Source organism: Kitasatospora sp. NPDC001547, assembly GCF_042894165.1.
GTDB lineage: Bacteria > Actinomycetota > Actinomycetes > Streptomycetales > Streptomycetaceae > Kitasatospora.
Genome location: NZ_JBIAVL010000016.1, coordinates 140,441 through 165,698, shown reverse-complemented (window position 1 = coordinate 165,698; position 25,258 = coordinate 140,441). Strand labels below are relative to the sequence as shown.

The window sequence follows — 25,258 nt, the reverse complement described above, 5'->3', positions numbered from 1 at the left end:
GACCTCGGGTGAAGGGCGGCGGGACGGAGGGTGAGCCCGGGCACGACTCCGGGTGAGCGGCCCGGCGCCGGATACTGGAAGGCGGCGGGGGAAGTCTTCCGTGCGAGAGGCGGGCGGGCCATGAGCCGCAGGCCTGACATCCTCGGCGAGTTCACCGCCGACCACCGGGCGGCCACCGAGCTGCTCGACCGGATCGAGGCCGCGCCGGCCGACGACCCCGGGCGCGGCGAGCTGGTCGCCCGGCTGACCGACCTGCTCTTCGCCCACTGCGCCGCCGAGGAGGAGCACCTCTTCCCGGTGGTGCAGCACGACGTGCCCGACGGCGGGGCCCTGGTGTTCCGCAGCATCCACGACCACCTGGCGATCGGGCAGTACCTCGCCGACCTCCAGGGGCTCGAACCGGCCGACCCGGTCTTCGGCACCCTGCTGCGCGGCCTCGCCGAAACCCTCCGGCGGCACCTGCGCGGCGAGGAGGAGCAGCTCTTCCCGGCCGCGCGCAAGGCCCTGCCCGCGGCCGCCCGCACCGCGCTGGGCGACCGGCTGCGGGCGGAACGGGCGGAGCTGGAGGCGCCCGAGGGGCCGGCCGGGCCTTCCGGCTGATCGATTCTTCCTGCCGATCGATCCTTTTCGGTCGATCCCCGTCGGTCGATCGATCCCTTCCGGCTGATCAGTGGCCGATCAGCGGTTGGTCGGCCACTGATCAGCCCTTCGGCCCGATCACCGCGAACCGGGCGCCGTCGCGGTCCCGCAGCCGGGCCACCCGGCCGTACGGGGAGTCGAAGGCCGGGCCGACGGACGCGCCGCCCAGCTCCACGGTCCGGGCCAGCGCCCGGTCGGTGTCCGGAACGGCGAAGGACACCTCCCAGTGCGGCGGCGTCCCGGCCGGTCCGCCCGCCTGCTCCTTGGCCAGCGCGGCCACGCTGTGCCCCTCGGCCCGCAGCACCACCCGGTCGTGCTCCCAGCGGACGTCGAAGCGCTCCGGGTCACGGCCGTCCCAGCGGAACACCTCGCCGTAGAACAGCGCCGCCGCGAACGGGTCCGGGGTGCGCAGCTCGATCCAGACCGGCGCCCCGGGCAGGTCCAGCCGCCGGGCCCGGCCCAGCGGGCCCTCCCAGATGCCGAACGCCGCGCCCGCAGGGTCCGCCGCGAAGGCCACCCGCCCGGCGTCGAAGGCCAGCGGCCCGACCGCCAGGGTCGCGCCGCGCTCGCGCACCGCGTCCGCGGCGGCGTCGGCACTCTCCGTCCCGAAGTAGCTGGTCCACGCGCGCGGGATCGCCCCGCCGCCGGCGACGCCCAGCCCGGCCACCGCCTCCCCGCCGGTCACCGCGTGCACGTACGGACCGAAGCGGTCCGCCACGGGCTCGAACTCCCAGCCGAGCAGCGGACCGTAGAACTCCTCGGCGTCCTCCAGGTCCCGGGCCATCAGGCTCACCCAGCACGGTACGGCCGCCACACAGCGCACCCTCGCGGCCGTCTCACCGCTGCCCATCGCGAACCTCCTCGCCCACCCGGCCGCCGGGCCCCTCCCGACTCCCACGGCCCACCGGCCGCCCGGGACACCCACACCCTAGGCCGCCACCCGCACCGCCCCGGGGAAGCCATGCCCGGGATCAGCGCACCCAGTTCTTGAGGGGCTCGGTGTCCAGGGAGATCCCCACCGGGTCGGGCAGGTGGACGGTCCTGCCGAACGGAACGGTCCGGACGGTCTCGTAGCGGACGCCGTCGGGCTGGCTGTGGACGACGACCTCCGCGGAGTCCCGGTCGATCAGGAGGTAGACCGGGATGCCGGCCTCGGCGTAGGCACGGGGCTTCTCGACGCGATCACGACGGTCGGTGTCGGAGTCGTAGGAGGTGACCTCCGCAACCATCAGGGCCCCGCCGGTCGGCGCCCAGTCGCCGCACCCGACGAAGGCGTCCGCATCCGCGAGCGTGCCGTCCGGGCGGGCGCGCCCGTCCCGGTAGCCCTCGAGCCTCAGGCCTTGATCATGCAGGTAGAGCTCCGGCCGGGCCTGGATGCAGATCCGCAGGAGCCACTGGACGATGCGGCCGTGGTCGCCGTCTGGCACGGGCTTGATCCCCAACTTCCCGTTGATGAACTCCAGCCGGATGCCTTCGACGGTTCGACCCAGGTGACGGGCGAACTCCTCGAACTGCTCGGGCAGCATCTGCGGGCGCTCGGAGATCACAGTCACGGGCCTTCCTCCTTCGCCTGGACACCCTCCGGGTGAACGAGTTCACCGGCGGGGCGGTTACGGCCGTCCGCTTCCGACCATAGCCGAGCCGATCGACCCGGTCATCGATGTGGCACAGGACACATCACCGGCGGAAATTCCGGGGACGGATTCCCCGTTTTCGAGTACGTTGGCAGAAGCGGGGAGAATTTCCCCGGTATCCTGAGGAGCAGTCGTCGTGACCACCACCGCCGAGTCGGGCCGTCCCGCCGGGAGCGCGCGTACGCCGAAGTTGCGTGCGGACGCGAGCCGGAACCGGGAGCGGATCGTGCTGGCGGCCCGGGACGCGTTCGTCGAGTACGGTGCGGACGCGCCGCTGGACGAGATCGCGAAGCGGGCGGGGGTCGGCAACGCCACGCTGTACCGGAACTTCCCGGACCGGGTGGCGCTGATCCACGAGGTGGCGTTGCTCGTCAAGAACCGCATCCTGGCCCTCGCCGAGGCGGCGACGGCGGAGGCGGACGCTCCTGACGGCAGCGGCCCGTTCGACGCCCTCCAGCGGTTCGTGCACGCGTCCGTCGGGGAGAAGATCGGCGGGCTCTGCACCCTGTTCAGCACCCATGTCGACCCGTTCGGCCCGGAGTTGACCGAGATCCGGGAGCGTCTGCAGGCCGCCGTGGGCGGGCTGATGGAGCGCGCCCGGGCCACGGGCGAGCTGCGGGCCGACGTCGAGCACGGCGACCTGTTCATCGCGATGAGCCAGCTGACCCGGCCGCTGCCGAACACCTCCTGCCGGCTCGACGACTTCGTCCACCGGCACCTGCAGATCTTCCTGGACGGCCTGCGCGCACCGGCGCCTTCGGCCCTGCCCGGCCGGTCCGCGACCTTCGAGGACTTCCAGCCCCAGAACTGACCGACCACCAGCACCGACCGCCCGTGCCGAACACCGGCACCCAGCACCAGCACCGACCACCAGTACCGGCCGTTCCGGCGGCGCCCTGCCGCGCCCCGGCGCGCCCTGACACCGCACCTTCCCGTACGGCGACCAGCCGTGTCCCCGTACGGCGCTCGACCGTTCACGCACACCACACGCACCGTGAAGTGAGTACCCCCATGCCTCAAACCGACGCCCGACCGGCGACGCTGCCCGATCCCCGGCGCTGGAAGGCGCTGATATTCATCGGCCTCGCCCAGCTGATGGTCGTCCTCGACGCGACCATCGTGAACATCGCCCTGCCGTCCGCGCAGCAGGACCTGGGCATCTCCGACGGCAACCGCCAGTGGGTGATCACCGCCTACGCGCTGGCCTTCGGCGGACTGCTGCTGTTCGGCGGCCGGATCGCGGACCTGTGGGGCCGCAAGCGGACCTTCATCGTCGGCCTGACCGGCTTCGCCCTCGCCTCCGCGCTCGGCGGCGCCGCGGCCAACACCGCGATGCTGCTCGGCGCCCGCGCCCTGCAGGGCGTGTTCGGCGCGCTGCTCGCGCCGGCCGCGCTGTCGCTGCTCGCGGTGACCTTCACCGAGGCCAGGGAGCGCGCCAAGGCCTTCGGCATCTACGGTGCGATCGCCGGTGGCGGTGGCGCCATCGGTCTGATCCTCGGCGGCCTGCTCACCGAGTACATGAACTGGCGCTGGACCTTCTTCGTCAACATCCCGTTCGCGATCGTGGCCGCCGTCGGCGCCGTCATGGTGATCCGCGAGCCCGCCGAGGGCCGCAACCGCAACAAGCTGGACGTCCCCGGCGTGCTGCTGGTGACCGCCGGCCTGGTCTCGCTGGTCTACGCCTTCACCCGCGCCGAGTCCGACGGCTGGTCCTCCGCCAGCACCGTGGGGCTGTTCGTCGCGGCCGCCGTGCTGCTGACCGCCTTCGTGCTGGTGGAGCGCCGGGTCAAGGCCCCGCTGCTGCCGCTGCGCGTGGTGCTCGACCGCAACCGCGGCGGGGTGTACCTGTCGCTGGGCATGGCCGTGATCGGCATGTTCGGTCTGTTCCTCTTCCTGACCTACTACCTGCAGATCGTGCTCGGCTACAGCCCGGTGCTGACCGGCGTCGCCTTCCTGCCGATGGTGGCGGGCATGATCACCGGCTCGACCCAGATCGGCGCCCGGCTGATGACCCGGGTCCCGGCCCGCTACCTGATGGCGCCCGGCTTCCTGGCCGCCTCGGTCGGCATGTTCCTGCTGGCCCACATCGGCGTGGACACCTCCTACCCGGCGCTGATCCTGCCCGGCCTGGTCCTGATGGGCCTGGGCATGGGCACCGCGTTCATGCCGGCCATGAGCCTCGCCACGCACGGCGTCCAGCCGCGCGACGCGGGGGTGGCCTCGGCGATGGTCAACACCTCGCAGCAGGTCGGCGGCGCCATCGGCACCGCGCTGCTGAACACCATCGCGGCCAGCGCGACCACCGGCTGGCTGGCCTCGCACGCCACCGCCGCGGCCGCCTCGCCGGAGGCCGCCAAGGCGCTCCAGTTCCAGGGCATGGTGCACGGCTTCTCCACCGCGATCTGGGTGTCCTTCGGGATCCTGGTGGCGGCCGCCGCGGTCGCCTTCACCTTCGTCAACGCCGGCCGGCCGGGTGCCGCGGCGGGCTCGGACACGGGCGCGGCGAAGGAGAACGAGGTGCCGGTGCTGGTGCACTGACGCCCAGGGGTTGCTCGGGTGCGTACGCGGCCCGTCCGGTGTCCTCCACGACACCGGGCGGGCCGCTCGCCGTTTCCGGGCCTCGTGGGGGACCGGGCCTGCGTGGTGTTCGGGCCCGCGTGGTTTGCGGGCCCGAACACCCGGCTCACGGCGCACGAACAGCCCCGCCCCCTCGAACAGGCCGCCGCGGTCGACGAGAATGGAGTGGCCCGCCCCGCGGGCGTGCTCACCCGCACCCCCCGACGGCACAGGGAGGACAGGTGCACCACCGAACCGACGGGCTCGCCGACAGCAGGTACCTCCTGCTCACCACGTTCGACCAGGACGGCGGCCGCATGGACTCGCAGCTCTGGGTGGTGCCCGACGGCACGGCCCTCGGGGTCTGGGCCCCGGCCCACTCCGGCGAGGCCGAACGGATCCGCCGCCACCCCCGGGTACTGATCGGCCCCTGCGACGCCCGCGGGCGCCCCACCGGCCGCCAGGTCCCGGCCCGGGCACGGCTCTGCGACGCCGACGACACCGCCCGCTACCGCACCTCGCTGATCAACAAGTACGGCCTGACGGCGCTGATCGCGCTGGCCCGCAGCCGGTTCCGGGTGGGGCTGGCGGGGACGGTCGGGATCCGGATCACGCCGAACGAACTGGAACAGCGGCTGGTCGGGCCGGAGTGGCAGCCGCCGACGGGCTACTGCGCGAACTGACGGACCGTCAATTCGCTGGGCACGCCGAGCGTCCAGGAGTGGCGACCCCGGCGCTCGGCGCCTCCGGGGCCGCCCTCGGGACTGCCTCCGGCGCCTCCCGGGGCACCGCTCGACCGTCGAGCGAGCACCGACCCGTCGCCGACCGGCCGCGGGGAAGTCAGGACAGCGGGTGGGTCGGGACCGGACTGACCTCCTGGATCTCGCCGTGGGCCTTGGTGAGCAGCTGCGAGGCGAGCTCGTTGAGCGCGCGGGCCCCCGCGATCTCCTCGCCGACCCTCAGCTGCTCCGGGTCGGAGGGGTGACGGCTGCTGTAGCCGTGGGCGCGTAGTTCGGTCCCGTCGCCGAGCCGCAGCAGTGCGGCGGCGCTGGTCCGCGGGCCGTCTTCGCGGAACTCCATCTCGATGTGCCAACCGACCAGAGTCTGCATGGCGGATCACCTCCATCGGTTACTCCTCCAGGGTGCGCCGCACCCACCGTGAACACCAGGCCAGCCGATCCGGACGGCTCCCGGGCCGGCGCCCGGGGGAGGGTTGAACGCGTTCAATTCAGCCGCGTAGAGTCGGTGAGGGAAGCCATTTGAACGCGTTCAAGGGGGTGTGCCCACCATGGGCAAGGGCACCACGGAACTGGTCGACCTGCTGATCCTGCTCGGCATGGGCGCCGTCGTCCCACTCGGCCTCGCCCTGGTCGACGAGCCCGGGCTCGCCCGGGTCCGCCGGTTCTGGCCGATCGCCGCGGTACCCGGCGCGCTCTCGCTCTGGCTGCCCCGCGGCGGCCTGGCCACCGGCAGCGCCGTGCTCTACGCGCTAGGCACCCTGGCGATCGCCCTGCACGCGCCGCTGCGGCTGGCCCGCACCCGTTCGCTCGCGCCCGCCGAGGTCGCGGTGCTCGCCGCGCTCGCCGCACCCTCGGTGGCCGGGGTCGCCCTGGTCGCCGAGCGCTCCGGCTACCCGCTGTTCAGCTTCGAGCCGCACATCCTGGCGCTCACCGTCCCGCACTTCCACTACGCCGGGTTCACCGCCGCCCTGGTCGCCGGACTCGTCTGCCGCACCGTCCGCCCCGGTTCCGGCGCGGCCCGCTGCGCGGCGCTCAGCGTCCCCGCGGGCACCCTGCTGGTGCTGGCCGGGTACTTCCTCGGCAACTGGTGGCAGTTCGCCGGGGCCGCCGTACTGAGCGCCGGGATGTGGCTGGTCGGCCTGGTCACCTGGCGCGAACTGCGGCCCCGCGGCGACGACCGGGCCACCGCCCGGCTGCTCGCCGTCTCCTCGGCCGTCCTCGCGCTCACCATGGTGCTCGCCCTGTGGTGGGCCCTCGGCCGGGCCGCCGGCCTCCCCCACCCCACCCTGACCTGGATGGCCGCCACCCACGGCGTCGGCAACGCTCTCGGCTTCGCGCTCTGCGCCCTGCTCGCCTGGCGTCGGATCGCCGCCGGCCCTACCGGCGCCGACCGGGTCACCACCACCCCGACCGAGGCCCGGGAGGCCGCCCGATGAACGACTACAGCTACCCCGAACAGGGCGCCAGCCGCACCGGCGAACTGCCCGCCGGCTACAACCACCTGCGGCACAGCGCGCTCATCGGCCGCGGCCGGCCCGCCCTGGCGGCCGCCGGAGCCGCCCTGCTCGAATGGCGGATGCACCGGCTCGCGGGCGTCCGGATCGACGCGGCGGCCGACCGCGCCGCCCCGGACGTCGCCGTCCACTGCGCCATCGGCCTCGGCTCGCTGCGGGCCGGCGCCCCCAACCGGGTGCTGGCCGTGGTCGACGGCCCGGACCGGTACGGCTTCACCTACGGCACCAGGGCCGGGCACCTGGCCCAGGGCGAGGAGACCTTCCTGGTCGAGCTGGCACCGGACGGCGGCGTCCGCTTCTCCGTCACCGCCTTCAGCCGACCGGTCGCCTGGTACGCCCGGCTGGCCGGCCCGCTGCTCCCCCTCGCCCAACGCGCCTTCGCCCGCCGCTGCGGGCGCGTACTGGCCCGGATCGCCGCCGACGCGGGGTGAGCGCCGGGAGCCGCCCGGGGAGCGGGTAGCGGACGGCGGGGGCCGGCATCCCGCCAGCGCCGTCAGCCAGTCGATCACCGGACACGCCCGGCTCGCGGCCTCCACCGCGCAGGCACCTGCGCCCGCCATGGAGGGCCCGCACCGGGCCCCCTCGCGACCCGGGCCGGGCGAGGGCCCGTTCCCCGGCCACCGCCATCAACCAGCAGTCGCCTGGCACACCTGGCTTGCCCGGCGCCCGCCGCCTGTCGCCCGCCGCTACGAACGCGCCCTGCCCTGGATCACGGCAGAACCAGTGGAACAACGCAGGCCGGTCGAGCGAGCCGCCCGGCTGTCGCTGCGGACCCAGTCCCGCAGCCGCCGCCTTCAGCCGGCCGCTCGTCCGACATTCCCGACTCGCCCACCCACGGCCTCCAGCGCCGGGGCATCTTCGCCCGCCACCGCGGACACGCACCGGCCCGCACCACGGCGCCCTGGCCGGTTGTGCGGCAGCGGAGCGGTCGAGACACCGGAGCCGAGTACGGCGGCGGAGCGCGGCCAGGCCCGGCGCGCGGCGGGTCGCGGGAGGCGGCCGACCAGGAAGTGGGGCCCGGCTCTCCCGCGCCGCCTCCGGTCGGCCAGGCGCCCCACGCCCGCCTGGCCGGGCTGCTGCTCCCGCTCGCCCAGCGCGTCATCGCCCTCCCGTCGAGCCCTGGCCCGGATCACAGCGACCGGTCCCCCAGCGCCGGGTGCAGGGTGGCGTCCGATCAGGCACGGGAACCGGGCTCCGGCGCTGCCTCCGGTCGGCCGGCCACCTGGCACACGAACTCGCCGGATCGCGGCCACGCCCTCCCGACGTGCCGTAGCCCGACCGCGGACCTGCCTGGCCCGCACGCGGGCAGGGCGGGCGGAGGCCGACCGGGGCGGGCGTAATCGCGCTGGTCAGGACGGGGGCCGTTCGGCATGATCGGCGGATGATGTCGATGCGACCGGTCCTGGAGTTCTCCGCCCCCGACGGCTTCACGCTCTGGCCGACGGGCGGCCACGAGCCGTGCGGAAGCCTCACGCTGGACGGGCGGCTGACGCCGGACGAGGTGGGCACGGCGGTGTTGTGGCTGGCCGAGCGCAACGACGTCGAGGGCGAGGAGCGCGGGGCCCGGCCGGCTGAGCCGCTGGGGGCCTTCCTGCACGGGCTGCTCACCGAGTCGCACCCGTACGCGCCCGGCGGGCTGGTCGTGACGGACTCCGCCACCGGTGCCGTCTTCGAGCCGGGCTGCTGCAGCGGCCTGGAGGACTGGCGCGACTGGCTGAACGTCACGGACGGCTCCGGCACCGCCTGGTTCGGCCACGACCCCGACGCCCGGGCCGAGTGCGTCGGCCGGGTCGTGCGGCTGACCCAGGACGCCCAGGAGGCCGAGAACGCCGAGGACGGTGGGGGCAGTGGGGGCGGCGGCCCGGTGATCGAGCTGCCGGTGGACGAGCTGCGCCGACTGCTCGCCGGCGCCGAGCGGGACCTGCGCGACTTCCTCGCGCTCGCGGCGCGCTGGGCCGAACGGCAGGTGCCCGGGTACGCCGCCGCCGTCACCGCCGCGCTCGCCCGCGCCCTGGACCTGGAGCCGCCGTCATGACCAGCTTCCACACCCACCGGGCCCGGGTGCACGACGCCTCGCTCCCGCCGTGCCGGCGACACTCCGCGCTGCGCACCTGCCTGACCCGCTTCGCCCCGTACAGCCTGCGGGCGACGTACCACCACCTCACCGTCAGCGCCCGGATCCCCCGCTGTCTGGAGACCGACCCGGACGCGCTGGTCCGCGCGGTGGACGAACTGCACGAGGCGCGCGAGCTGTGGCGGGTCCGGGCCGAGGAGTACGGGGCGCGGCGCCGGGCGAAGAAGCGGGAAGGGCGGCGGCAGCCGCCGGAGACCGCTTGGTGGCACCGGCGCTGGTGGGGCTCGCCGGACGCGGCCTGGCAGCACGACCCTTTCCTGCACCCGCCGTTGAGCCTGCCCGACTACGTCCGGCGGCAGAACGCGCTGCTGGACGGCGTCGAGCTGCCGGGCTGCCCGGCCTGCGGGGAGCAGGGCCCGCCGGTGCGGATCCCGACCTGCCACGGCAGCGGCCACGCCGGGCTGTGCCGCTGCTGCGCCCGGGTGCTGGTGCCCTGCGGCTGCGGGCGGTGGCACAGCTTCGAGCCCGCGCTGCGGGTCGGCTGGAGCCGGACCTGGCGGCGGGAGCACATGACCGCCACCGGCGGTGCCAGCCCGCACTGGCCCGGGGTCCGGGGGACGGCCCGGGTGGAGCGGTTGGAGTCGTACACGGTCCGCTGGGAGTCAGGCGTGGTGTGTCGGGATCGCGACCAGTAGCGCGCCGCCGTCCTGGACCCGGACCTCGAAGTGGTCGATGTCCCCGGGCTGGAGCGCCGTGCCGCCGGTGGTGCGCACGGTGCCGTCCCCGCCTCCGTTCCCGTAGCCGCCCGCCGGGACGGACCAGGTGGTGACGGTCTGCTGCTCGCCGGTGCGCGAGACGGCGACCAGCCGGCAGGTCAACGGGCCCTGGACGCCGCCGAGTTGCAGACTGATCCGGCTGCCCCAGGTGGCGCCGTCCACGCCGACGGTGGCGTGCGCGCCGGTGCCCGGGTCGGTGGCGCTGTACTGCTGGGCGGCCGCGACGACGGCGGGCGTCTGCTCGGCGATGAGGACGGCGGCGGTGACGGCGGGGCCGGCCGCCACCATCACGGTCGCGGCCAGGGCGAGCACCAGCCGCCGCACCCGGCCCCGCCGCCGGGTGGCGCCGACCTCGGCGACCAGCCGGTCCAGCAGTCGCGGATCCGGTTGCGGGCCGGGGCCGGCCGGGTCCGTTCCGGCCACCCGCGCGGTGGCCGCGTACTCGGCCAACAGCGGCTCCACCGGGCGGAGCCGGCCCACCTGATCGGCGCACTGCGGGCAGTCGGCGAGGTGCCGTTCGAAGGCGGCGCGCTCGGCGGGCTCCAGCAGGCCGAGGACGTACGCGCCGGCGTCGACGTGCTCCGGGCCGGGGGCGTGGCGAGGTGCGCCGGAGGCGTCGCCGGGCGGGACGGCGTCGCCGGGCAGACCGTCGGGCAGCCGGTCGGGGGCCGGCTCGGGGTCGGGGTGCCTGGTCACGATGTCACTCCCCGTTCCTCCAGCGCGAGCCTGAGCGAGCGCAGCGCGTAGAACACCCGCGAGCGCACCGTCCCGGCCGGGATGCCGAGTTCGGCGGCCGCCTCGTTGGCCGTGCGGCCCTTCAGGTAGGTCTCGACGATGATCTCCCGGTGTGCGGGCGAGAGGTCGCCGAGCGCGTCCGCGACGGTCATCATCCGCAGCGCCCGGTCGGTATCGTCCTCGGCGGGCAGCTGGTCCAGCGCCGAGGCGTCCACCTCGCGCGGCCGGGCCAGGGCGCTGCGGTGGCCGTCGATCACGATCCGCCGAGCGACCGTGACCAGCCAGGGCCGCAGCGAGCCGCCCTCCGCGTCGAGCCGGTGGATGTTGCGCCAGGCGCGGACCAGCGTCTCCTGCACGACGTCCTCGGCCCGCTGCCGGTCCCCGGCGACCAGGTGGAGCACGAAGCCGAACAGCGGACCGGTGTGCTCCCGGTAGAGGGCTCGCATCAGGTCCTCGTCCGGCGCCCCCGCGCCGTGACCGCCGGAGCGACCGACGGGGTGCTCCTCGGTCACCACATCATCGTTGCGCACCCGGGCCTCCTGGTCGAGGGCGGTCGGAACCGGTCAGTAGCCCGGGGTGCCGGGCATCGGGCTGCCGGGATTGCCGGGGCCGGCCGGGTTCGGTGTGGAACCGCCCGGGGTGCCCGCCCTGTCGCCGCCCGGGGTCAGCGCGAACCAGGTGCCGCCGACACCCTGGCCCTTGGTGTCGCCGGGCTTGGTGTCCGGCGAGTAGCGGTACGCCGGCCAGCCGTTGAGGGTGACCTGTTCGGTGCCGTCGGCACGGGTGACGGTGCCGACCAGCTTGCTGTCGATGCCCTTCACCGTGACGTCGCCGTCGGCGTGCTCGGGCGGCCAGACGACGGCGCAGCTCCCGTTGCAGGAGGACTCCGGCGGGCTGTTCCGGTCCTGGTCGAAGCGGTAGAGCGTGAAGCCGGCGCTGTCGGTGACGATCGTGCCCAGCTTCGGGTCCTGGGCGGTCTGCAGGGTGACGCCCGCCGGGGCGCTAGGCCTGCTCGACGAACCCGAGGAGCCGCCGGACGACCCGCAGCCGGCGATCAGGGCGGCTGCCGGGATGCCGGACGCGGCCAGCACGGCGGCCCGGCGGGTGCGGAGTGTGCTGCGCATGGGGTGCCTCCCGCGCGGGGGAATGGATCGGGACGGACCGGACACCCTCCTGTACGGGCGGCGGCCGCCGGCTGCTCGATCCCGGACGCCGGGACTACCGGCACCCCGTCCGGAATACCCCGCCGACCGGGGCCGTTGTGGCGGGCACCAGGCCCGAACCGGCCCGGACCGCCACCTCCGGAAGGGAAGGAAGCGCGAGATGAGCAGCACGGTCGAGCTGACCAAGGAGAACTTCGACGAGATCGTCCCGGGCCCGGAGGGCAAGGACTTCGTCTTCATCGACTTCTGGGCCGGGTGGTGCGGGCCGTGCCGCCAGTTCGCCCCGGTGTACGAGAAGGCGGCCGAGCGCCACTCGGACCTGGTCTTCGCCAAGGTGGACACCGAGGCGCAGCAGGAGCTGGCCGCCGCGTTCGACATCCAGTCGATCCCGACACTGGCGATCATCCGTGAGGGCGTGCTCGTCTTCTCGCAGCCCGGAGCGCTGCCGGAGGCGGTGTTCGAGGACCTGATCGGCCAGGCCCGCGGCCTGGACATGGCCGAGGTGAAGCGCAAGGTCGCCGAGGAGCAGGCGGCCGGCGGCCAGGCCTGATCCGGACGTCCGAGGGCCCGGGGAGCATCGTCTCCCCGGGCCCTCGCCGTTCCCGGCCTCCTGTCGGCCCCCGCGCGTGGCCGCCGCGCCCGGGCTCCGGGCGTCAGTCGGGGTCGGCGCCCCAGGCGGCGAGCCGGGCCGCGAGCGCCCGTACCTCGGCGCGCAGCGCGGCGGGCTCCCGGACGGTGAACGGCCACCCCAGCCCGGCCAGCAGCACCGCGACGCCGTCCAGGTTCTGCGCCCGGGCCCGCAGCAGCACCCGATCCTCGGCGAGTCCGGTCAGCGTGCCGACGGCGGGCGGCAGCCGGCGGCGGGCCTCGGCGAGGGTGGTCTCCAGCTCCACCTCGACCCGGTGCCGCCAGGGCACCCCGGCCAGTGACTCCACCACCCGCTGGACCGGGTCGAAGTCCTCGGGCGGCTCGAAGCCGGTCTCGCCCTGCTCGACCCGGGTGATCCGGTCCAGCCGGAAGGTGCGCGGCTCGCCGCTGCGGTGGTCGAGCCCGGTGGTGTACCAGCGCCCGGAGTGGAAGACCAGCCCGTACGGGTCGAACTCGCGCTCGCTGGGCCGGTCCTCGCGGTCCCGGTAGGAGAGCCGCACCCGGCGCCGCCGGCGGGCCGCCTCGGCCAGGGTGAACAGCGCGGCGGCGGCCGGGCCGGGTCCGGTGGCGGGGAGGGCGGTGAGACCGAGGGTCTGTTCGACGGCGGAGACGCGTTCGCGCAGCGGCGGCGGCAGGACCCGCTGGATCTTGGCGAGGGCGGTCTCGGTGGCCCCCTCCCCCACCGACAGGCCGGAGCTGCGGCCGGCCAGCAGGCCGAGCACCACGGAGGCGGCCTCGTCCGGGTTGAGCATCAGTGGCGGCAGCCGGTAGCCGGGCCGCAGGCGGTAGCCCCCGTAGCGGCCCCGGTCGGCCTGGACGGGGATGCCGAGTTCGGCCAGCCGGGCGGCGTAGCGGCGGACGGTGCGCTCGTCCACGTCCAGCCGGGCGGCCAGTTCGGCGCCGGTCAGGCCGGGGCGGTCCTGGAGCAGTTCCAGCAGGGCGAGGACACGGCTGACCGGGTGCTCCACCGCGTGCTCCTCTCCGTCTCCGCGCCGCTCTTCGTGGCCGGCCCCGCCGCTTTCCGTACCGGCCCGTGCCGCTCTCCGTGCCGCGTCCGTGCCGTTTCCTGAGGTCCTTCCGGGCGCCCGGCGGCGACGCGGGGGAAATCCGGGCGACTTCTGTCCGGATCCGATCCTAGAGTCGGCGGTGAAGGAGGCCCCACCGGGGCGATGCCCTCCGCGGGCCCGTCGAGGCCGTCGAAGCATGCCGGGGCTCGACCGGCCCGCCGGCTCGGCTCGTCCCGGCTCGCCGAGGCCTCCGCGACATCCCCACCGACGAATGGAGTGATCCGCCATGAGCACGTTCGTACTGGTCCCCGGTTTCTGGATCGGCGCCTGGGCCTGGGACGAGGTCGCCGAAGCGCTGCGCGCGGACGGCCACCGGGTGTACGCCGTCAGCCTGCCCGGAGTGGCCGAACGCACGGGTGAGGAAGGCGAGTTCGGATTGGAGGACCACATCGCCGACCTCGCCGGGCTGCTGGTCCGGGAGGACCTGTCGGACGTCGTCGTGGTGGCGCACAGCGGCGCCTGCGCCCCGGTCGGCGGGCTCGCGGACCGGCTGCCGGAGCGGATCCGCCGGGTGGTCTACCTGGACAGCGGCCCGCTGATCGACGGCTCTGCGCTCTTCGACGTCTGGCAGCCCGACTACCAGCGGGCGGCCGAGGCCTCGGTGGTCGACGGCCGTCTGCCGATGCCGTCCTGGGAGTTCCTGGCGGAGCACGGCGCGAGCGTGGCCGGGCTGGACGAGGCCACCCTCGCCCGCGTCCGCTCCCGCGCCACCCCGCACCCGGCCGGGGTGTACCGGGACCGGCTGCGGCTGACCGGTGCCGGGGCCGCGCTGCCGCAGGCGCTGGTCTCCTGCTCCTTCCCGCTGTCCCAGGTGCGCGAGCTGATCGCCGCCGGGCACCCGTACTTCGCCGGGATGTCCGGGCCGAACTGGGAGCTGCGCGAACTGCCCACCGGGCACTGGCCGATGTTCTCCCGCCCGGCCGACACGGCGGCGGTGCTGGCGGAGCTCGCCGCGCTCTGAGCCCGGCGGTCCGTCCGGTGGCGCGTCCGCCGCTCGGGCCGCCGTCACCGGCCGCCGCTCCCGGCCGCCACCGGCCCCGGGACTGTCCCGTCCGCGTCCGGCGGTGTTCCGACGGCGCCCTCGGCGTGTCCGTCCGTCGCGCGAGCGCGCCCGGACCGGCAGGATGGGGCCCACGCCGTACCCGAGCGAAGAGCGAGCACCCGTGCGCGAGCAGCCCAGCCGTACCGAACCGCCGGACTCCGGACCGGAGTTCCGGTCGGACGGCGGTGCGGGGCGGGGTGCCCCGCCGGGCACCCCGCCCGGCTCCCGCACCGTGGTCACCCCACGGCTGCGCCACGAGCGGGAGAAGTGGCCGCGGCAGGCGGTCCGGTTCAGGCTCGGGTACGGGTACGGGAACGGGAACGGCGGCGGCCGCGGCCCGAGCTCCCGGAGGGCCGCCCCGCCGGGCGGACCGACCGGTGGGCCGGCCGCGGACCGGCACGTCCGACCGCACGACAACCGCGAGCGCACACCCGCCACCGCCGCCCCACGGACCGGGGCGGCCATCTAGACGACGGAGGACCGGGCATGACCAGCACCGCCGAGGAGTACGACGTCATCGTCCTGGGGGCCGGCCCGACCGGCGAGAACGTGGCCGACCGGACGGTCGCCGCCGGGCTGCGCACCGTGATCGTGGAGGCCGAGCTGGTCGGCGGCGAGTGCTCCTACTGGGCCTGCATGCCCAGCAAGGCGCTGCTGCGGCCGGTGGCCGCGCTGGCCGACGCCCGTGCGGTGGCCGGCTCCCGCGAGGCGGTCGGCGACCGGCGGCTGGACCCGGCCGCGGTGCTCGCCCGGCGGAACTCCTTCGCCTCCGACTGGCAGGACGACGGCCAGGTGCAGTGGCTGCGGGACACCGGCATCGAGCTGGTCCGTGGCCACGGCCGGCTGGCCGGGGTGCGGACGGTGACGGTGGAGGCCGAGGACGGCAGCGAGCGGGTGCTCACCGCCCGGCACGCCGTCGCGGTGTGCACCGGCAGCCGACCGGTGCTGCCCGCGCACGTGCCGGGGCTCGCCGAGGCCCACCCGTGGACCAACCGGGAGGCGACCGGCTCGCAGTCCGTCCCCGGGCGGCTGGCGGTGGTCGGCGGCGGGGTGGTCGGGGTGGAGATGGCCGCCGCCTGGCGGGCGCTCGGCTCCGAGGTGGTGCTGCTGGTGCGCGGTGACGGGCTGCTGCCGCGGATGGAGCCGTTCGCGGGCGAGCTGGTCGCGGAGGGCCTGCGGGCAGCCGGGGTGGACCTCCGCTTCGGCACCGAGGTCACCGCGCTGGAGCGGGCGGACGGCTCCGGGCCGGTGACCCTCACCCTCGACGGCGGCGGGACGCTGACCGTCGACGAGGTGCTGTACGCGACCGGCCGGGCACCGCGCACCGCCGACATCGGACTGGAGCAGGTCGGCCTGAAGCCGGGCGACTGGCTGGAGGTGGACGACAGCTGCACGGTGCTCAACGTGGACGGGGCGGACGGCGAGGGCGGCGAGTGGCTCTACGCCGCCGGGGACGTCAACCACCGGGCGCTGCTCACCCACCAGGGCAAGTATCAGGCCCGGATCACCGGCGCCGCGATCGCCGCCCGCGCCCAGGGGCGCCCGCTGGACACCTCGCGCTGGGGCGCGCACGCCGCGTCCGCCGACCTCGCGGGCGCTCCCCAGGTGGTGTTCACCCAGCCCGAGGTCGCCGCCGTCGGTCTGACCCGGGCCGCCGCCGAGGAGGCCGGACTGCGGGTGAAGACCGTCGACCACGAGATCGGTTCCGTCGCCGGGGCCTCGCTCTACGGCGACGACTACCGCGGCCGGGCCCGGGTGGTCTTCGACCTGGACCGGCAGTTGATCGTCGGCGCCTGCCTGGTCGGCCCCGGGGTGGCCGAGCTGCTGCACTCGGCCACCGTCGCGGTGGTCGGCGAGGTCCCGATCGACCGGCTCTGGCACGCGGTGCCCGCGTACCCGACGATCAGCGAGGTCTGGCTGCGGCTGCTGGAGGACTGCCGGGGCTGACCCCGAACGGGGGCGGCCCCCGGCCGCGAACGGGCGGCCCCTCGACCCGAACGGGCGGCCCCTCGAACGGATGTCGGCCTCCCGGGTGACCGGCGCGGCGAGATGTGACCACCGGTGGACGGCGGGACACTGGCAGTCGGGGGCGTCCCGGGGGGCCGTACTCGTGACCAGGTGGTGTGTGGCATGTCCGAGGTGCTGTTGGCGGTCGGAACCGAGAAGGGCCTCTTCCTCGGCCGCAGCCGCGACCGGCTGACGTGGGAGTTCAGCGGGCCGCACTTCCCGATGAACGCGATCTACTCCGTCTCGATCGACCGCCGCGACGGCCGGACCAGAGTGCTGGTCGGCGCCGACAGCAGCCACTGGGGGCCCTCGATCTGGCGCTCCGACGACCTCGGCGAGAGCTGGTTCGAGCCGCCGCAGCCGGCCATCCGCTTCCCGGAGTCCACCGGCGCCTCGCTCACCCGGGTCTGGCAGCTCCAGCCCGCCGGCGCGGAGGCCCCCGGCGTCGTCTACGCGGGCACCGAGCCGGCCGCGCTGTTCCGCTCCACCGACGGCGGCGAGACCTTCGCGCTGGTCGAGCCGCTCTGGAACCACCCCCAGCGGCCGCAGTGGGGAGCCGGTTACGGCGGCCAGGGCCTGCACACCGTCCTGACCGACCCGCGCGACCCGCAGCGGCTGCTGATCGCCGTCTCCAGCGGCGGCGTCTACCGCAGCAAGGACGGCGGCGACAGCTGGCAGCCCTCCAACACCGGCCTGCGCGCCGAGTTCTTCCCGGAGGAGAGCCAGTACCCCGAGTTCGGCCAGTGCGTGCACAAGATCGCCGCGGACCCGGTCCACCCGGACCGGCTCTACCTCCAGAACCACGGCGGCGTCTACCGCAGCGACGACTGGGGCGGCAGCTGGCAGTCGATCGTGGACGGGCTGCCCGCCGAGTTCGGCTTCGCCGTGGCCGCCCACCCGCGCCGGGCGGACACCGCCTACCTCTTCCCGCTCGGCGGCTCGGACGACCGCATCCCGCCCGGCCGCCGCTGCCGGGTCTTCCGCACCACCGACGGCGGCACCAGCTGGCAGCAGCTCGCCCAGGGCCTGCCCGGCGAGGACCACTACGGCATCGTGCTGCGCGACGCCCTGCGCACCGACGACGCCGACCCGGCCGGGATCTACTTCGGCAACCGGACCGGCGACGTGTACGGCAGCCGGGACGAGGGCGAGAGCTGGTCGCTGCTGATCTCCCACCTGCCGGACGTGCTCTGCGTCCGGGCCGCGGTGGTGGCCTGACCCGGGGGGCGCGCCCGGGCCTGGCGACCGGCACCGGTGGACCGGCGCCGGTGATCCCACGACGCTGACACCGCGCCGGTACCCCACGACGGGGCCCACGCCGGGAGCTCCGTCCGGGGACCCCGCGCCGGCGGACCGGAATAACCGGTTGCCGGACGGCAGGCCCTCGGTGAGCATGGCCGCCGACGGACGACCGCGGGATCCGACCGCGAGATTGTGGGGTGGGCCATGGCCGAGGACTGGGTGGTCAGGCGGGGTGCCGACGGCGAGCCGGTGCTGCGCTACGTGCTGGACGAGCGGGAGGGCCGGCCCTGGGCCGACCTGCTGGAGGTCCTGGACGAGTCGGTGGACGCCGCCGCGTTCATCCGGGCCGAGCTGCCCGGCTGGGTGGTCTCCGGCGCTCCCGGGCTCGGCCGGGAGCTGGTGGCGCAGGGCTCGCGGGTGCTGCGGCACGCCCACACCTTCCGCCGCGACCTGCGCGCCGATCCCCCGCCCGCCGACTGGGCCGGGGCGCCGCTGCGCGAGGGCCTGCGGGCGGTGCCCTGCGACCGCGCGCCCGAGGAGCTGTACGAGGCCTGGCGGGCCGCCTTCCCCGCCGGCCACGTCGACCACTACCCGGGCGAGGACGCCCGGGCGCTGGCCGAGCGGCTCGCTCCCCTGCTCGCGGGCAAGGTCATCGGCCCGGTGCTGCCGTCCAGCGTGCTCGCCGTGGACGCGGAGGACCGCGTGGTCGCCGGGCTGGTCCTCACCGACCGCGACGGCCGGCCCTGGGTCGCCGACGTCTTCCGCCACCCGGAGCGCGGCTACCGCGGCCTCGGCGCCGACCTGCTGCGCCGGACGCTCGGGGACGCCGCCGAGCGCGGGCTCGCCGACGTGACCCTGGTGGTCTCCGAGGGCAACCCGGCCCGCCGGGTGTACGAGGCGCTGGACTTCGTGCTCCAGGAGACCTCGCTGACGGTCGTCGTCCCCGACGCGGGCTGACCGGAACCACCGGAGCTCGCCCGCGCCCCGGCGCCTCAGGGGCGGGCGAGTTCCAGGACGGCGATCCCGCCCAGCACGGTGAACGCCGCCGTCAGCCGCAGCCGGCCGAGGCCCTCGCGGAACACCACGGCGGCGATCAGCGCGGCGATCACGATGCTGGTCTCGCGCAGCGCCGCGATCGTCGCCAAGTCCCCCTGGCCTGTGCCCACACCATGGGTGCGGGCCCACGGGCGGGCCGCCGGGCGGGGCGTGGACCTGTCCCGCCACCCTCCGGGCGGCCGGGGCCTCGGCAAACGGGCTGGTCGGAGGGGCTGTGTAGGCTCAACGGTCATGGCGAGGGTGACGCGGGACGATGTGGCGCGGGCGGCGGGGACGTCCACGGCGGTCGTGAGTTATGTGATCAACGACGGGCCGCGGCCGGTGGCGCCGGCGACCCGGGCGCGGGTGCTCGCGGCGGTCGAGGAGCTCGGCTACCGGCCGAACCGGGTCGCCCAGGCGATGGCCCGGCGGCGGACCGACCTGCTCGGGATGGTCGTGCCGGACGCCCGCCAGCCGTTCTTCGCCGGGCTCGCCCACGCCGTCGAGCAGGCCGCCGCCGAGCACGGCCGGCTGCTGCTGATCGGCAACTCCGACTACGCCGACGAGCGCGAGGCGCACTACATCCGCGCCTTCCTCGGGATGCAGGTGGACGGTCTGATCCTGGTCACCCAGGACCCGGCGACCCCCGGGCTGACCGGCTTCGACGTGGCCGACGGCACCCCGGTGGTGCTGCTGCACCACCGGGCGGAGAGCACCGACGGCGTCGCCGTGGTCGCGGACGACGAGGGCGGCGCCCGCGAGGTGGTCCGCCACCTGCTCGGGCACGGGCACGCCGAGGTGCACTGCTTCGGCGGCACCCGCGCGCTCAGCCCGCACGACCCGGTCACCGGGCGGACGGCCGGCTGGGTCGCCGCGCTGGAGGAGGCCGGACTGCCCACCGAGGGACGGCTCACCCCGGCACCGTTCGACCGGGTCCGGGCGCACGCCGAGGCGCTCGCCCTGCTCGCCCGGCCCGACCGGCCGTCCGCCGTGTTCTGCGCGACGGACGACCAGGCGATCGGCCTGCTGCGGGCCGCCGACGACCTCGGCATCCGGGTGCCGGAGGACCTCGCGGTGGCCGGCTTCGACGACATCGCCGAGGCGGTGATCGCCGGGCCCGCGCTGACCACCGTCACCACGGCGCAGGACGAGATGGCGCGCGCCGCGCTGGAGCTCGTCCTCGGCGGGCCGGAGCGCCGCGCCCGGGGCGCCCGCACCTTCCCGGCCCGGCTGGTGGTCCGGCGCTCCTGCGGCTGCCCGCCGGCCGCGGCGCGGGACTGACGCCGGGGCCGCCGGAACTGGTGTCGGGCCGGCACAGGGCCGGGACCGGGGCCCACCGGACCTGACGCCCGGCCGGCGCGGGGCCGGTACCGGCGCGGCCCGGGCGTCAGCCTTCGAGCAGTTCGTCCGCGAGCAGGTCCATCAGCACGTTGTCGTGCCAGGTGCCGTCCGGCCCGCGCTCGTACTGGCGCATGGTGCCGACGGTGCGGAAGCCGACCTTGGTGTAGCAGCGGATCGCGGCGAGGTTGTCCGCGGCCGGGTCGATCACCAGCCGGTGGTAGTGGTGGTCGTGCACCAGGTGCCTGGCCATCGTGCGCACGGCGTCGGTGCCCAGGCCCAGGCCGTGCACCGTCGGGTCGAGGTAGAGGTCCATCCCGGCGTGCCGGTACTCGTCGTCGTTGTTGGCGTACCACTGGATGGCGCCGACCACCTGGCCGCCGAGGTCGATCGCGAAGGTCTCGGTACCGGGCGATTCCAGGTCGTTGGCGACCTCGCCGGCCAGGTCGTCGCCGCCGCGCCAGCGGGCGAACACCTCGGGCGTGCCGCGGATGGCCGCCAGTGCCGGGATGTCCTCGCCGGTGGCCGGGCGGAGCGTGACCAAGGTGCCGTGCAGAATCGTCCCCATATGGGGCATGTTGGCATGGAAACCCGGCTCCGGCGAGTGTTTTCGGACCACCGTCCGGCCCCTTCCGGCGTGCGGCGGCGGGCTTCGGGCGGCAGACCCGCGGGGCGGCGCCGGGGCGTCAGGCGGCGGGGCGGTCGAGGTGGCCGTGGAGTCGGACGGTGGGCCTCGCCCGGCGTGAGCGGGGCGGACGTCAGACGTCCTCCAGGCGCAGCCGGGCACTGACCGCGCCGAGGCCCTCGGCGAGGACCGCGAGCTGCTCGCGGGTGAGCACGTCGATCAGCAGCTCCCGCACCAGGGCGACGTGTCCGGGCGCGGCCTGGCGCAGCGCCTCCCGTCCCCGGTCGGTGAGTTCGGCGATGACGCCGCGCACGTCGCTGGGACAGGAGCGGCGGGCGACCAGGCCGGCCCGCTCCAGCTGGGTGACCTGGTAGGTCAGGCCGCTCTTGGAGGTGACCAGCTTGTCGGCGAGTTCGGTCATCCGCAGCGAGTCGCCGGGGGCGGCGGACAGGTGCACCAGGATCTCGTACTGCTGGTGGGAGAGCCCGGAGTCCTCCTTGAGCTGGCGTTCCAGCCGCCGGTTCAGCAGGTTGCTCGCGACCACGAAGCCCCGCCAGGCGGCCGCCTCGTCCGGGTCCAGCCAGCGGGGTTCGTTCAGAGAGGACATGGGTGAAGCCTACTCCTGTTGTTCAAATTCGAACGAAGGTGTACCGTCGACCGCAGTAGACGTTCAAATTTGAACTACCTGCCCACCGCCCACCGCCCATCCGGTCGAACGGTCCCGAGGAGGACGCCATGAGCACCGCGGCCCCCGAGCGCATGCCCGCCCTGTACCTGTCGCACGGCGCTCCGCCGCTGGCCGACGACCCGATCTGGCCGGGCGAGCTGGCCGCCTGGTCCGCCGACCTGCCCCGGCCCAAGGCCGTCCTCATGGTCTCCGCCCACTGGGAGGAGGCCCCGCTCGCCCTCGGCGCCGTCACCACCCTCCCGCTGGTGTACGACTTCTGGGGCTTCCCCGAGCACTACTACCGGGTCCGGTACGCCGCCCCCGGCGCGCCGGAGCTCGCCGAGCGCGTGCGCAAGCTGCTGCGCGCTCCCGGCACGCCCGTCCAGGACATCCCCGACCGGGGACTCGACCACGGCGCGTACGTCCCGCTGGTGGAGATGTACCCGGACGCCGACGTCCCGGTGCTCCAGGTCTCGCTGCCCACCCTCGACCCGCAGCGGCTGATGGAGATCGGGCGCAGGCTCGCCCCGCTGCGCGACGAGGGCGTGCTGATCGTCGGCAGCGGCTTCTTCACCCACAACCTGCGGGCGCTCAGCGCCGACGGCCGGGTCACCTCGGTGATGGCCGAGTTCGACGACTGGGGCCGGCGCGCCCTGGAGGCCCACGACCTGGACGCGCTGCTCGACTTCGAGCACAAGGCCCCGGCCGGGCGCCTCGCCCACCCGCGCACCGAGCACTTCGCCCCGCTGTTCGTCACCCTCGGCGCCGGCGAGGCCGACCTGGACAGCCAGCGCAGCGTCATCGACGGGTTCTGGATGGGCCTGGCCAAGCGCTCGATCCAGCTGGGCTGACCCCGCGGGACCCGGCGCTCACACCTCCCGGAGGCCCTCCCGCGGGCCGCCCGGTCCTCAGGCGGAACAGCAGGTGAAGCGCTCGCCGATGTGCTCGGGCTGCTCGATCTCGTCCACCAGGGCGACCGCGTAGTCCGGCACCGTGATCCGGCTGCGCCCCTCGGCGTCGGTGAGCAGCTGCTCCAGGCCGGTGCGGTAGCGGCCGGTCCGCTCCCCCGGGCCGATCTCGGCGGCCGGGCTGAGCACCGTCCAGCGCAGGTCGGAGACCGTCCGGTAGTAGTCCAGCGCCTCGCCGTGGGCGTGCATGATCTGGCGGACCGGCTCCGGCAGGCCCGGGGCGTCCCAGACCCGCACGCCCGGCGCGGTCTCCAGGCTGCCCGCGCCGCCGACCGCGACCAGCCGGGGCGCCGCGTCGCCCAGCGCGCGCAGGCCCTCGACCAGGGAGCGGGCGGCGGGCTCGATCAGCGCCAGGTGGCCCGGGCCGTCGCCGCCGCCGACGGCGCTCACCAGCACGTCCTGGCCGCCCGCCACCCGGGTCACGTCCGCCGGGACCAGCACGTCCCCGCGCTCCACGGAGGCGGCCGCGCCCCGGTAGTGGTCCGGGTCGCGGACCACGGCCGTGACCTCGTGCCCGCGCGCCGCCGCCTCGGCGACGACGGCGCTGCCGATGGTGCCGTTGGCGCCGATCACGGCGATTCTGGCCATGGGTACCTGCCTGCCTGGGGGCTCGCGCGGCGGGGGTGCCGGCGACCGGACGGAACACGTCGGACAGGGTCGATTATCGGACGGACTCCCGGCGCGGGCCCGGGCGTTGGGCCTATCGTGTGACGTTCCGTCGAAGGAGTGATCATGCGCAACGGCGACCCCGTACGAACCGCCCTGGACGCCTCGCTGGCGGTCCTCGCCCCGCACACCGGGGACCGCGACTGGGACGTGCCCGCCGGACTCCTGGAGTGGAGCTGCCGCGACACCGCCGCCCACATCGCCCACGACCTGCTCGCCTACGCCGGCCAGCTCGCCGCCCGCCCCCGGGACCGCTACCTGCCGCTGGACCTCACCGTGCGGCCCGAGGCGGACCCGGCCCAGGTGCTCACCGTCGTCACCGCCGCCGGGCACCTGCTCGCCACCGCCCTGGACGCCGCCCCGCCCGAGCTGCGCGCCTACCACCACGGCCCCTGCGAGCCGCTCGGCTTCGCCGCGATGGGCGTCGCCGAGACCCTGCTGCACACCCACGACATCACCAGCGGCCTCGGCCTGGCCTGGCGACCGCCGGCCGGACCGTGCCGCTTCGCGCTCGACCGGCTCTTCCCGGACGCGCCGCGGGAGCCGGCCGCCCACCCCGCGGAGGTCCTGCTCTGGTGCACCGGGCGCGCGGAACTGAACGGCCGCCCGCGCAGGTCCTCGTGGACCTGGCGGGCGGCCGTGGGCGAGTGGCCGGACTGACCGGTCGGTCAGGCGCCCTCGGTGGCGGCCCGCTCGGCCTGGCTGCGCTCGACGCAGAACTCGTTGCCCTCCGGGTCGGCCAGGGTCACCCAGCCCTTGCCGTCCGGGGTGCGGCGGTCCGCCAGCACGGTCGCGCCCAGGACGACCAGTCGGGCCACCTCCTCGTCCCGACCGCGGTCCTGCGGCTGGAGGTCGAGGTGCACCCGGTTCTTCGCCGACTTGCCCTCGGGCACCCGGATGAAGAGCAGCGAGGCGCCGGCGGAGTCCACCAGGACCTCGTCGTCACCCGGGTTGTCGTCCTCGCTCACGGTGCCCTCCAGGGCCTCGGCCCAGAAGCCGGCGAGGGCGTACGGATCGGCGCAGTCGATCGTCACGTGTCGTACCAGAGAAGCCATGGGCCTACTCTCACCTGCGCCGATCGGATCCGTCCAGCCTTTTCCGGGAGTGCCGGTGGCCGTCCCGCGGATACGGCGGGAAGGCCGGGACGATCTCCGCGAACGCGTAGCCGCTCTTCTCCGCGACCCGGCAGGAGGCGTGGTTGTCGCCCTCGTGCAGCAGGTCGATCCGCCGCAGGCCGTCCTCGGCGAAGGCGGCGAAGGCCCAGGCGGTGAGGGCCTCCACCGCGCGCGGGGCCACGCCCCGGCCGCGGGCCGGGCCGGCCGTCCAGTAGCCCACCTCGGCCGTCTCCCCGCCCGGGGCGCCGCGCTTGAGCACCACGTTGCCCACCAGCTCGCCGGCGTCCAGGACGGCGAAGGAGTACCGGGTGCCGGCCGCCCGGCCCTCGTCCTGGAGGCGCAGCCAGTGCGCGGCCTGCTCGGCGTCGTCCACCGGGGTGAGGGTGAAGCGGCGCAGGGTCTCGTCCCGGTAGGCCTCGATCAGCGCGGGCGCGTCGGCGTCCTCGAAGGGGCGCAGCAGCAGGCCGTCGGCCACCGGGGCCGCGCCGGCGGTCACTTGAGGCCCTCCCAGCCCCAGCGCGGGGTCGGGCCGGGCTCGCCGAGGTCGGTGCCGGCCGGGGAGGCGGAGACGTCCTCGGCGATCCGGGTGCCCCAGTCGAAGTACTCCAGCACCCGGCGGCGGAGCAGTTCGTTCTCGGGCAGCTCCGCGCGGACGGCCTCGGCCATCAGCTCCATCCAGCGCAGCCGCTGCTCCTCGGTGATGGCCAGGCCGAGGTGGACGCGGAGCAGCGCCTGGTGGCCGCCCAGTTCGTCGGTGTAGCCGGTCGGGCCGCCGAAGACCTCGGCCAGCCAGACCGCGACCCGCTCGATGTGGGTCGGGGTGAAGCCGGCGAAGACCGGGGCGAGCAGGGGGTCGGCGAGGACGCCCCGGTAGAAGGTGTGGCTGAGCCGGCGCAGGACGTCGATGCCGCCGACGGCCTCGTAGAGCGTGGTGTCGGGCCGTGGGTCGTTCATGAGTGTGCTCCCCGTGGGTGGACCGTGCGTTGGCCCCCTTCCTAGCAGTCGGA

Annotated in this window: 30 protein-coding genes; 16 read left to right on the top strand and 14 right to left on the bottom strand. The window is 75.3% G+C overall.

All coding sequences use genetic code 11. The annotated features are described in order from the left end of the window. Positions 1–120: 120 nt before the first annotated feature. On the top strand, positions 121–600 hold the full coding sequence (locus ACFY0X_RS27025) for a hemerythrin domain-containing protein (protein WP_387758295.1): 480 nt from the start codon (positions 121–123) through the stop codon (positions 598–600). A gap of 100 nt (positions 601–700) precedes the next feature. Here the strand turns inward: ACFY0X_RS27025 and ACFY0X_RS27020 are convergent, their stop codons facing one another. Both ACFY0X_RS27020 and ACFY0X_RS27015 read right to left on the bottom strand, forming a co-directional pair. Then, positions 701–1,489, bottom strand: coding sequence for a VOC family protein (locus tag ACFY0X_RS27020; protein WP_387758293.1), 789 nt, complete (start codon positions 1,487–1,489; stop codon positions 701–703). 121 nt (positions 1,490–1,610) lie between these two features. Beyond that, positions 1,611–2,192, bottom strand: coding sequence for a Uma2 family endonuclease (locus ACFY0X_RS27015; protein WP_387758291.1), 582 nt, complete (start codon positions 2,190–2,192; stop codon positions 1,611–1,613). Positions 2,193–2,409: 217 nt separating this feature from the next. Here ACFY0X_RS27015 and ACFY0X_RS27010 point away from each other — a divergent pair, with 217 nt between their 5' ends. From ACFY0X_RS27010 to ACFY0X_RS27000, 3 genes are all read left to right on the top strand, one after another. Continuing rightward, complete coding sequence (locus tag ACFY0X_RS27010; RefSeq protein WP_387758289.1) at positions 2,410–3,084, top strand: TetR/AcrR family transcriptional regulator; 675 nt, start codon at positions 2,410–2,412, stop codon at positions 3,082–3,084. Between the two features lie 200 nt (positions 3,085–3,284). Beyond that, positions 3,285–4,811 carry an MFS transporter gene (locus ACFY0X_RS27005; protein WP_387758287.1) on the top strand — a complete coding sequence of 509 codons (1,527 nt, stop codon included), beginning with the start codon at positions 3,285–3,287 and terminating at the stop codon, positions 4,809–4,811. A gap of 260 nt (positions 4,812–5,071) precedes the next feature. After that, on the top strand, positions 5,072–5,512 hold the full coding sequence (locus ACFY0X_RS27000; protein ID WP_387758285.1) for a PPOX class F420-dependent oxidoreductase: 441 nt from the start codon (positions 5,072–5,074) through the stop codon (positions 5,510–5,512). Positions 5,513–5,669: 157 nt separating this feature from the next. On the opposite strand, the gene ACFY0X_RS26995 is transcribed toward ACFY0X_RS27000, so the two are convergent. Then, on the bottom strand, positions 5,670–5,939 hold the full coding sequence (locus tag ACFY0X_RS26995) for a DUF1876 domain-containing protein (RefSeq protein WP_387758283.1): 270 nt from the start codon (positions 5,937–5,939) through the stop codon (positions 5,670–5,672). Positions 5,940–6,117: 178 nt separating this feature from the next. Here ACFY0X_RS26995 and ACFY0X_RS26990 point away from each other — a divergent pair, with 178 nt between their 5' ends. The 4 genes from ACFY0X_RS26990 to ACFY0X_RS26975 all read left to right on the top strand — a co-directional run bounded on the left by ACFY0X_RS26990 (position 6,118) and on the right by ACFY0X_RS26975 (position 9,852). Further along, positions 6,118–7,005, top strand: coding sequence for a YndJ family protein (locus tag ACFY0X_RS26990; RefSeq protein WP_387758282.1), 888 nt, complete (start codon positions 6,118–6,120; stop codon positions 7,003–7,005). Further along, complete coding sequence (locus ACFY0X_RS26985; protein ID WP_387758281.1) at positions 7,002–7,514, top strand: DUF1990 family protein; 513 nt, start codon at positions 7,002–7,004, stop codon at positions 7,512–7,514. Before ACFY0X_RS26990 ends, ACFY0X_RS26985 begins: the two co-directional genes overlap by 4 nt. Before the next feature lie 950 nt (positions 7,515–8,464). Continuing rightward, complete coding sequence (locus tag ACFY0X_RS26980) at positions 8,465–9,118, top strand: hypothetical protein (RefSeq protein ID WP_387758279.1); 654 nt, start codon at positions 8,465–8,467, stop codon at positions 9,116–9,118. Continuing rightward, a complete protein-coding gene (locus ACFY0X_RS26975; protein WP_387758277.1) occupies positions 9,115–9,852 on the top strand; it encodes a hypothetical protein in 738 nt (245 codons plus the stop codon). Before ACFY0X_RS26980 ends, ACFY0X_RS26975 begins: the two co-directional genes overlap by 4 nt. Here ACFY0X_RS26975 and ACFY0X_RS26970 read toward each other — a convergent pair. The 3 genes from ACFY0X_RS26970 to ACFY0X_RS26960 are packed head-to-tail and all read right to left on the bottom strand — an operon-like array spanning position 9,820 to position 11,792. Then, the gene (locus tag ACFY0X_RS26970; protein ID WP_387758275.1) at positions 9,820–10,629 is read right to left on the bottom strand and encodes a zf-HC2 domain-containing protein; all 810 of its coding nucleotides are present in this window, start codon (positions 10,627–10,629) and stop codon (positions 9,820–9,822) included. The two genes, ACFY0X_RS26975 and ACFY0X_RS26970, sit on opposite strands and share 33 nt — an antisense overlap. Further along, positions 10,626–11,198 (bottom strand): sigma-70 family RNA polymerase sigma factor, encoded by a 573-nt coding sequence (locus ACFY0X_RS26965; RefSeq protein WP_387758273.1) that lies wholly within the window; start codon positions 11,196–11,198, stop codon positions 10,626–10,628. The genes ACFY0X_RS26970 and ACFY0X_RS26965 overlap by 4 nt, the downstream gene beginning before the upstream one ends. A 33-nt stretch (positions 11,199–11,231) precedes the next feature. Beyond that, positions 11,232–11,792, bottom strand: a complete 561-nt coding sequence (locus ACFY0X_RS26960; RefSeq protein WP_387758271.1) for a hypothetical protein — start codon at positions 11,790–11,792, stop codon at positions 11,232–11,234. Positions 11,793–11,991: 199 nt separating this feature from the next. Here ACFY0X_RS26960 and ACFY0X_RS26955 point away from each other — a divergent pair, with 199 nt between their 5' ends. Next, entirely contained in the window at positions 11,992–12,381 is a 390-nt protein-coding gene (locus ACFY0X_RS26955) for a thioredoxin family protein (protein ID WP_387758269.1), read from the top strand. Between the two features lie 103 nt (positions 12,382–12,484). Here ACFY0X_RS26955 and ACFY0X_RS26950 read toward each other — a convergent pair whose 3' ends face one another. Continuing rightward, entirely contained in the window at positions 12,485–13,447 is a 963-nt protein-coding gene (locus tag ACFY0X_RS26950) for a helix-turn-helix transcriptional regulator (RefSeq protein ID WP_387758268.1), read from the bottom strand. A gap of 325 nt (positions 13,448–13,772) precedes the next feature. Between ACFY0X_RS26950 and ACFY0X_RS26945 the strand changes: the two genes are divergently transcribed. The 4 genes from ACFY0X_RS26945 to ACFY0X_RS26930 all read left to right on the top strand — a co-directional run bounded on the left by ACFY0X_RS26945 (position 13,773) and on the right by ACFY0X_RS26930 (position 18,794). Beyond that, positions 13,773–14,507 carry an alpha/beta fold hydrolase gene (locus ACFY0X_RS26945; protein ID WP_387758266.1) on the top strand — a complete coding sequence of 245 codons (735 nt, stop codon included), beginning with the start codon at positions 13,773–13,775 and terminating at the stop codon, positions 14,505–14,507. A gap of 567 nt (positions 14,508–15,074) precedes the next feature. After that, positions 15,075–16,535: a dihydrolipoyl dehydrogenase family protein gene (locus tag ACFY0X_RS26940; protein ID WP_387758264.1), complete on the top strand. Its 1,461-nt coding sequence runs from the start codon at positions 15,075–15,077 to the stop codon at positions 16,533–16,535. Between the two features lie 183 nt (positions 16,536–16,718). Beyond that, positions 16,719–17,813 (top strand): WD40/YVTN/BNR-like repeat-containing protein, encoded by a 1,095-nt coding sequence (locus ACFY0X_RS26935; protein ID WP_387758263.1) that lies wholly within the window; start codon positions 16,719–16,721, stop codon positions 17,811–17,813. A gap of 228 nt (positions 17,814–18,041) precedes the next feature. Then, the gene (locus tag ACFY0X_RS26930; RefSeq protein WP_387758261.1) at positions 18,042–18,794 is read left to right on the top strand and encodes a GNAT family N-acetyltransferase; all 753 of its coding nucleotides are present in this window, start codon (positions 18,042–18,044) and stop codon (positions 18,792–18,794) included. A gap of 35 nt (positions 18,795–18,829) precedes the next feature. Here ACFY0X_RS26930 and ACFY0X_RS26925 read toward each other — a convergent pair whose 3' ends face one another. Continuing rightward, positions 18,830–18,982: a hypothetical protein gene (locus ACFY0X_RS26925; protein ID WP_387758259.1), complete on the bottom strand. Its 153-nt coding sequence runs from the start codon at positions 18,980–18,982 to the stop codon at positions 18,830–18,832. 142 nt (positions 18,983–19,124) lie between these two features. On the opposite strand from ACFY0X_RS26925, the gene ACFY0X_RS26920 reads away from it, so the two are divergent. Further along, positions 19,125–20,153: a LacI family DNA-binding transcriptional regulator gene (locus ACFY0X_RS26920; protein WP_387758257.1), complete on the top strand. Its 1,029-nt coding sequence runs from the start codon at positions 19,125–19,127 to the stop codon at positions 20,151–20,153. 106 nt (positions 20,154–20,259) lie between these two features. Here ACFY0X_RS26920 and ACFY0X_RS26915 read toward each other — a convergent pair whose 3' ends face one another. Further along, complete coding sequence (locus ACFY0X_RS26915) at positions 20,260–20,778, bottom strand: GNAT family N-acetyltransferase (protein ID WP_387758255.1); 519 nt, start codon at positions 20,776–20,778, stop codon at positions 20,260–20,262. A gap of 190 nt (positions 20,779–20,968) precedes the next feature. Next, entirely contained in the window at positions 20,969–21,433 is a 465-nt protein-coding gene (locus ACFY0X_RS26910; protein ID WP_387758324.1) for a MarR family winged helix-turn-helix transcriptional regulator, read from the bottom strand. 137 nt (positions 21,434–21,570) lie between these two features. Here ACFY0X_RS26910 and ACFY0X_RS26905 point away from each other — a divergent pair, with 137 nt between their 5' ends. Then, positions 21,571–22,353, top strand: a complete 783-nt coding sequence (locus tag ACFY0X_RS26905; protein WP_387758253.1) for a dioxygenase — start codon at positions 21,571–21,573, stop codon at positions 22,351–22,353. 57 nt (positions 22,354–22,410) lie between these two features. Here ACFY0X_RS26905 and ACFY0X_RS26900 read toward each other — a convergent pair whose 3' ends face one another. Next, on the bottom strand, positions 22,411–23,058 hold the full coding sequence (locus ACFY0X_RS26900; protein ID WP_387758251.1) for an NAD(P)-dependent oxidoreductase: 648 nt from the start codon (positions 23,056–23,058) through the stop codon (positions 22,411–22,413). Positions 23,059–23,202: 144 nt separating this feature from the next. Here ACFY0X_RS26900 and ACFY0X_RS26895 point away from each other — a divergent pair, with 144 nt between their 5' ends. Next, positions 23,203–23,796, top strand: a complete 594-nt coding sequence (locus tag ACFY0X_RS26895; protein WP_387758249.1) for a maleylpyruvate isomerase N-terminal domain-containing protein — start codon at positions 23,203–23,205, stop codon at positions 23,794–23,796. Positions 23,797–23,804: 8 nt separating this feature from the next. Here the strand turns inward: ACFY0X_RS26895 and ACFY0X_RS26890 are convergent, their stop codons facing one another. The 3 genes from ACFY0X_RS26890 to ACFY0X_RS26880 are packed head-to-tail and all read right to left on the bottom strand — an operon-like array spanning position 23,805 to position 25,205. After that, positions 23,805–24,191, bottom strand: a complete 387-nt coding sequence (locus ACFY0X_RS26890; RefSeq protein ID WP_387758248.1) for a VOC family protein — start codon at positions 24,189–24,191, stop codon at positions 23,805–23,807. 10 nt (positions 24,192–24,201) lie between these two features. Further along, positions 24,202–24,747, bottom strand: coding sequence for a GNAT family N-acetyltransferase (locus tag ACFY0X_RS26885; RefSeq protein WP_387758246.1), 546 nt, complete (start codon positions 24,745–24,747; stop codon positions 24,202–24,204). Beyond that, entirely contained in the window at positions 24,744–25,205 is a 462-nt protein-coding gene (locus ACFY0X_RS26880) for a group II truncated hemoglobin (protein ID WP_387758245.1), read from the bottom strand. The genes ACFY0X_RS26885 and ACFY0X_RS26880 overlap by 4 nt, the downstream gene beginning before the upstream one ends. Between the last annotated feature and the right edge of the window lie 53 nt (positions 25,206–25,258).

Excerpts from the sequence above, each read along its gene's own strand:
- ACFY0X_RS26975 (WP_387758277.1), top strand. The coding sequence starts at position 9,115 with ATGACCAGCTTCCACACCCACCGGGCCCGGGTGCACGACGCCTCGCTC.
- ACFY0X_RS26935 (WP_387758263.1), top strand. The coding sequence starts at position 16,719 with ATGTCCGAGGTGCTGTTGGCGGTCGGAACCGAGAAGGGCCTCTTCCTC.
- ACFY0X_RS27020 (WP_387758293.1), bottom strand. The coding sequence starts at position 1,489 with ATGGGCAGCGGTGAGACGGCCGCGAGGGTGCGCTGTGTGGCGGCCGTA.
- ACFY0X_RS26985 (WP_387758281.1), top strand. The coding sequence starts at position 7,002 with ATGAACGACTACAGCTACCCCGAACAGGGCGCCAGCCGCACCGGCGAA.
- ACFY0X_RS26880 (WP_387758245.1), bottom strand. The coding sequence starts at position 25,205 with ATGAACGACCCACGGCCCGACACCACGCTCTACGAGGCCGTCGGCGGC.
- ACFY0X_RS26900 (WP_387758251.1), bottom strand. The coding sequence starts at position 23,058 with ATGGCCAGAATCGCCGTGATCGGCGCCAACGGCACCATCGGCAGCGCC.
- ACFY0X_RS26890 (WP_387758248.1), bottom strand. The coding sequence starts at position 24,191 with ATGGCTTCTCTGGTACGACACGTGACGATCGACTGCGCCGATCCGTAC.
- ACFY0X_RS26920 (WP_387758257.1), top strand. The coding sequence starts at position 19,125 with ATGGCGAGGGTGACGCGGGACGATGTGGCGCGGGCGGCGGGGACGTCC.
- ACFY0X_RS26940 (WP_387758264.1), top strand. The coding sequence starts at position 15,075 with ATGACCAGCACCGCCGAGGAGTACGACGTCATCGTCCTGGGGGCCGGC.
- ACFY0X_RS26945 (WP_387758266.1), top strand. The coding sequence starts at position 13,773 with ATGAGCACGTTCGTACTGGTCCCCGGTTTCTGGATCGGCGCCTGGGCC.
- ACFY0X_RS26995 (WP_387758283.1), bottom strand. The coding sequence starts at position 5,939 with ATGCAGACTCTGGTCGGTTGGCACATCGAGATGGAGTTCCGCGAAGAC.
- ACFY0X_RS26930 (WP_387758261.1), top strand. The coding sequence starts at position 18,042 with ATGGCCGAGGACTGGGTGGTCAGGCGGGGTGCCGACGGCGAGCCGGTG.
- ACFY0X_RS27025 (WP_387758295.1), top strand. The coding sequence starts at position 121 with ATGAGCCGCAGGCCTGACATCCTCGGCGAGTTCACCGCCGACCACCGG.
- ACFY0X_RS26915 (WP_387758255.1), bottom strand. The coding sequence starts at position 20,778 with ATGGGGACGATTCTGCACGGCACCTTGGTCACGCTCCGCCCGGCCACC.
- ACFY0X_RS26980 (WP_387758279.1), top strand. The coding sequence starts at position 8,465 with ATGATGTCGATGCGACCGGTCCTGGAGTTCTCCGCCCCCGACGGCTTC.
- ACFY0X_RS26990 (WP_387758282.1), top strand. The coding sequence starts at position 6,118 with ATGGGCAAGGGCACCACGGAACTGGTCGACCTGCTGATCCTGCTCGGC.
- ACFY0X_RS26895 (WP_387758249.1), top strand. The coding sequence starts at position 23,203 with ATGCGCAACGGCGACCCCGTACGAACCGCCCTGGACGCCTCGCTGGCG.
- ACFY0X_RS26905 (WP_387758253.1), top strand. The coding sequence starts at position 21,571 with ATGAGCACCGCGGCCCCCGAGCGCATGCCCGCCCTGTACCTGTCGCAC.
- ACFY0X_RS26955 (WP_387758269.1), top strand. The coding sequence starts at position 11,992 with ATGAGCAGCACGGTCGAGCTGACCAAGGAGAACTTCGACGAGATCGTC.
- ACFY0X_RS26960 (WP_387758271.1), bottom strand. The coding sequence starts at position 11,792 with ATGCGCAGCACACTCCGCACCCGCCGGGCCGCCGTGCTGGCCGCGTCC.
- ACFY0X_RS27005 (WP_387758287.1), top strand. The coding sequence starts at position 3,285 with ATGCCTCAAACCGACGCCCGACCGGCGACGCTGCCCGATCCCCGGCGC.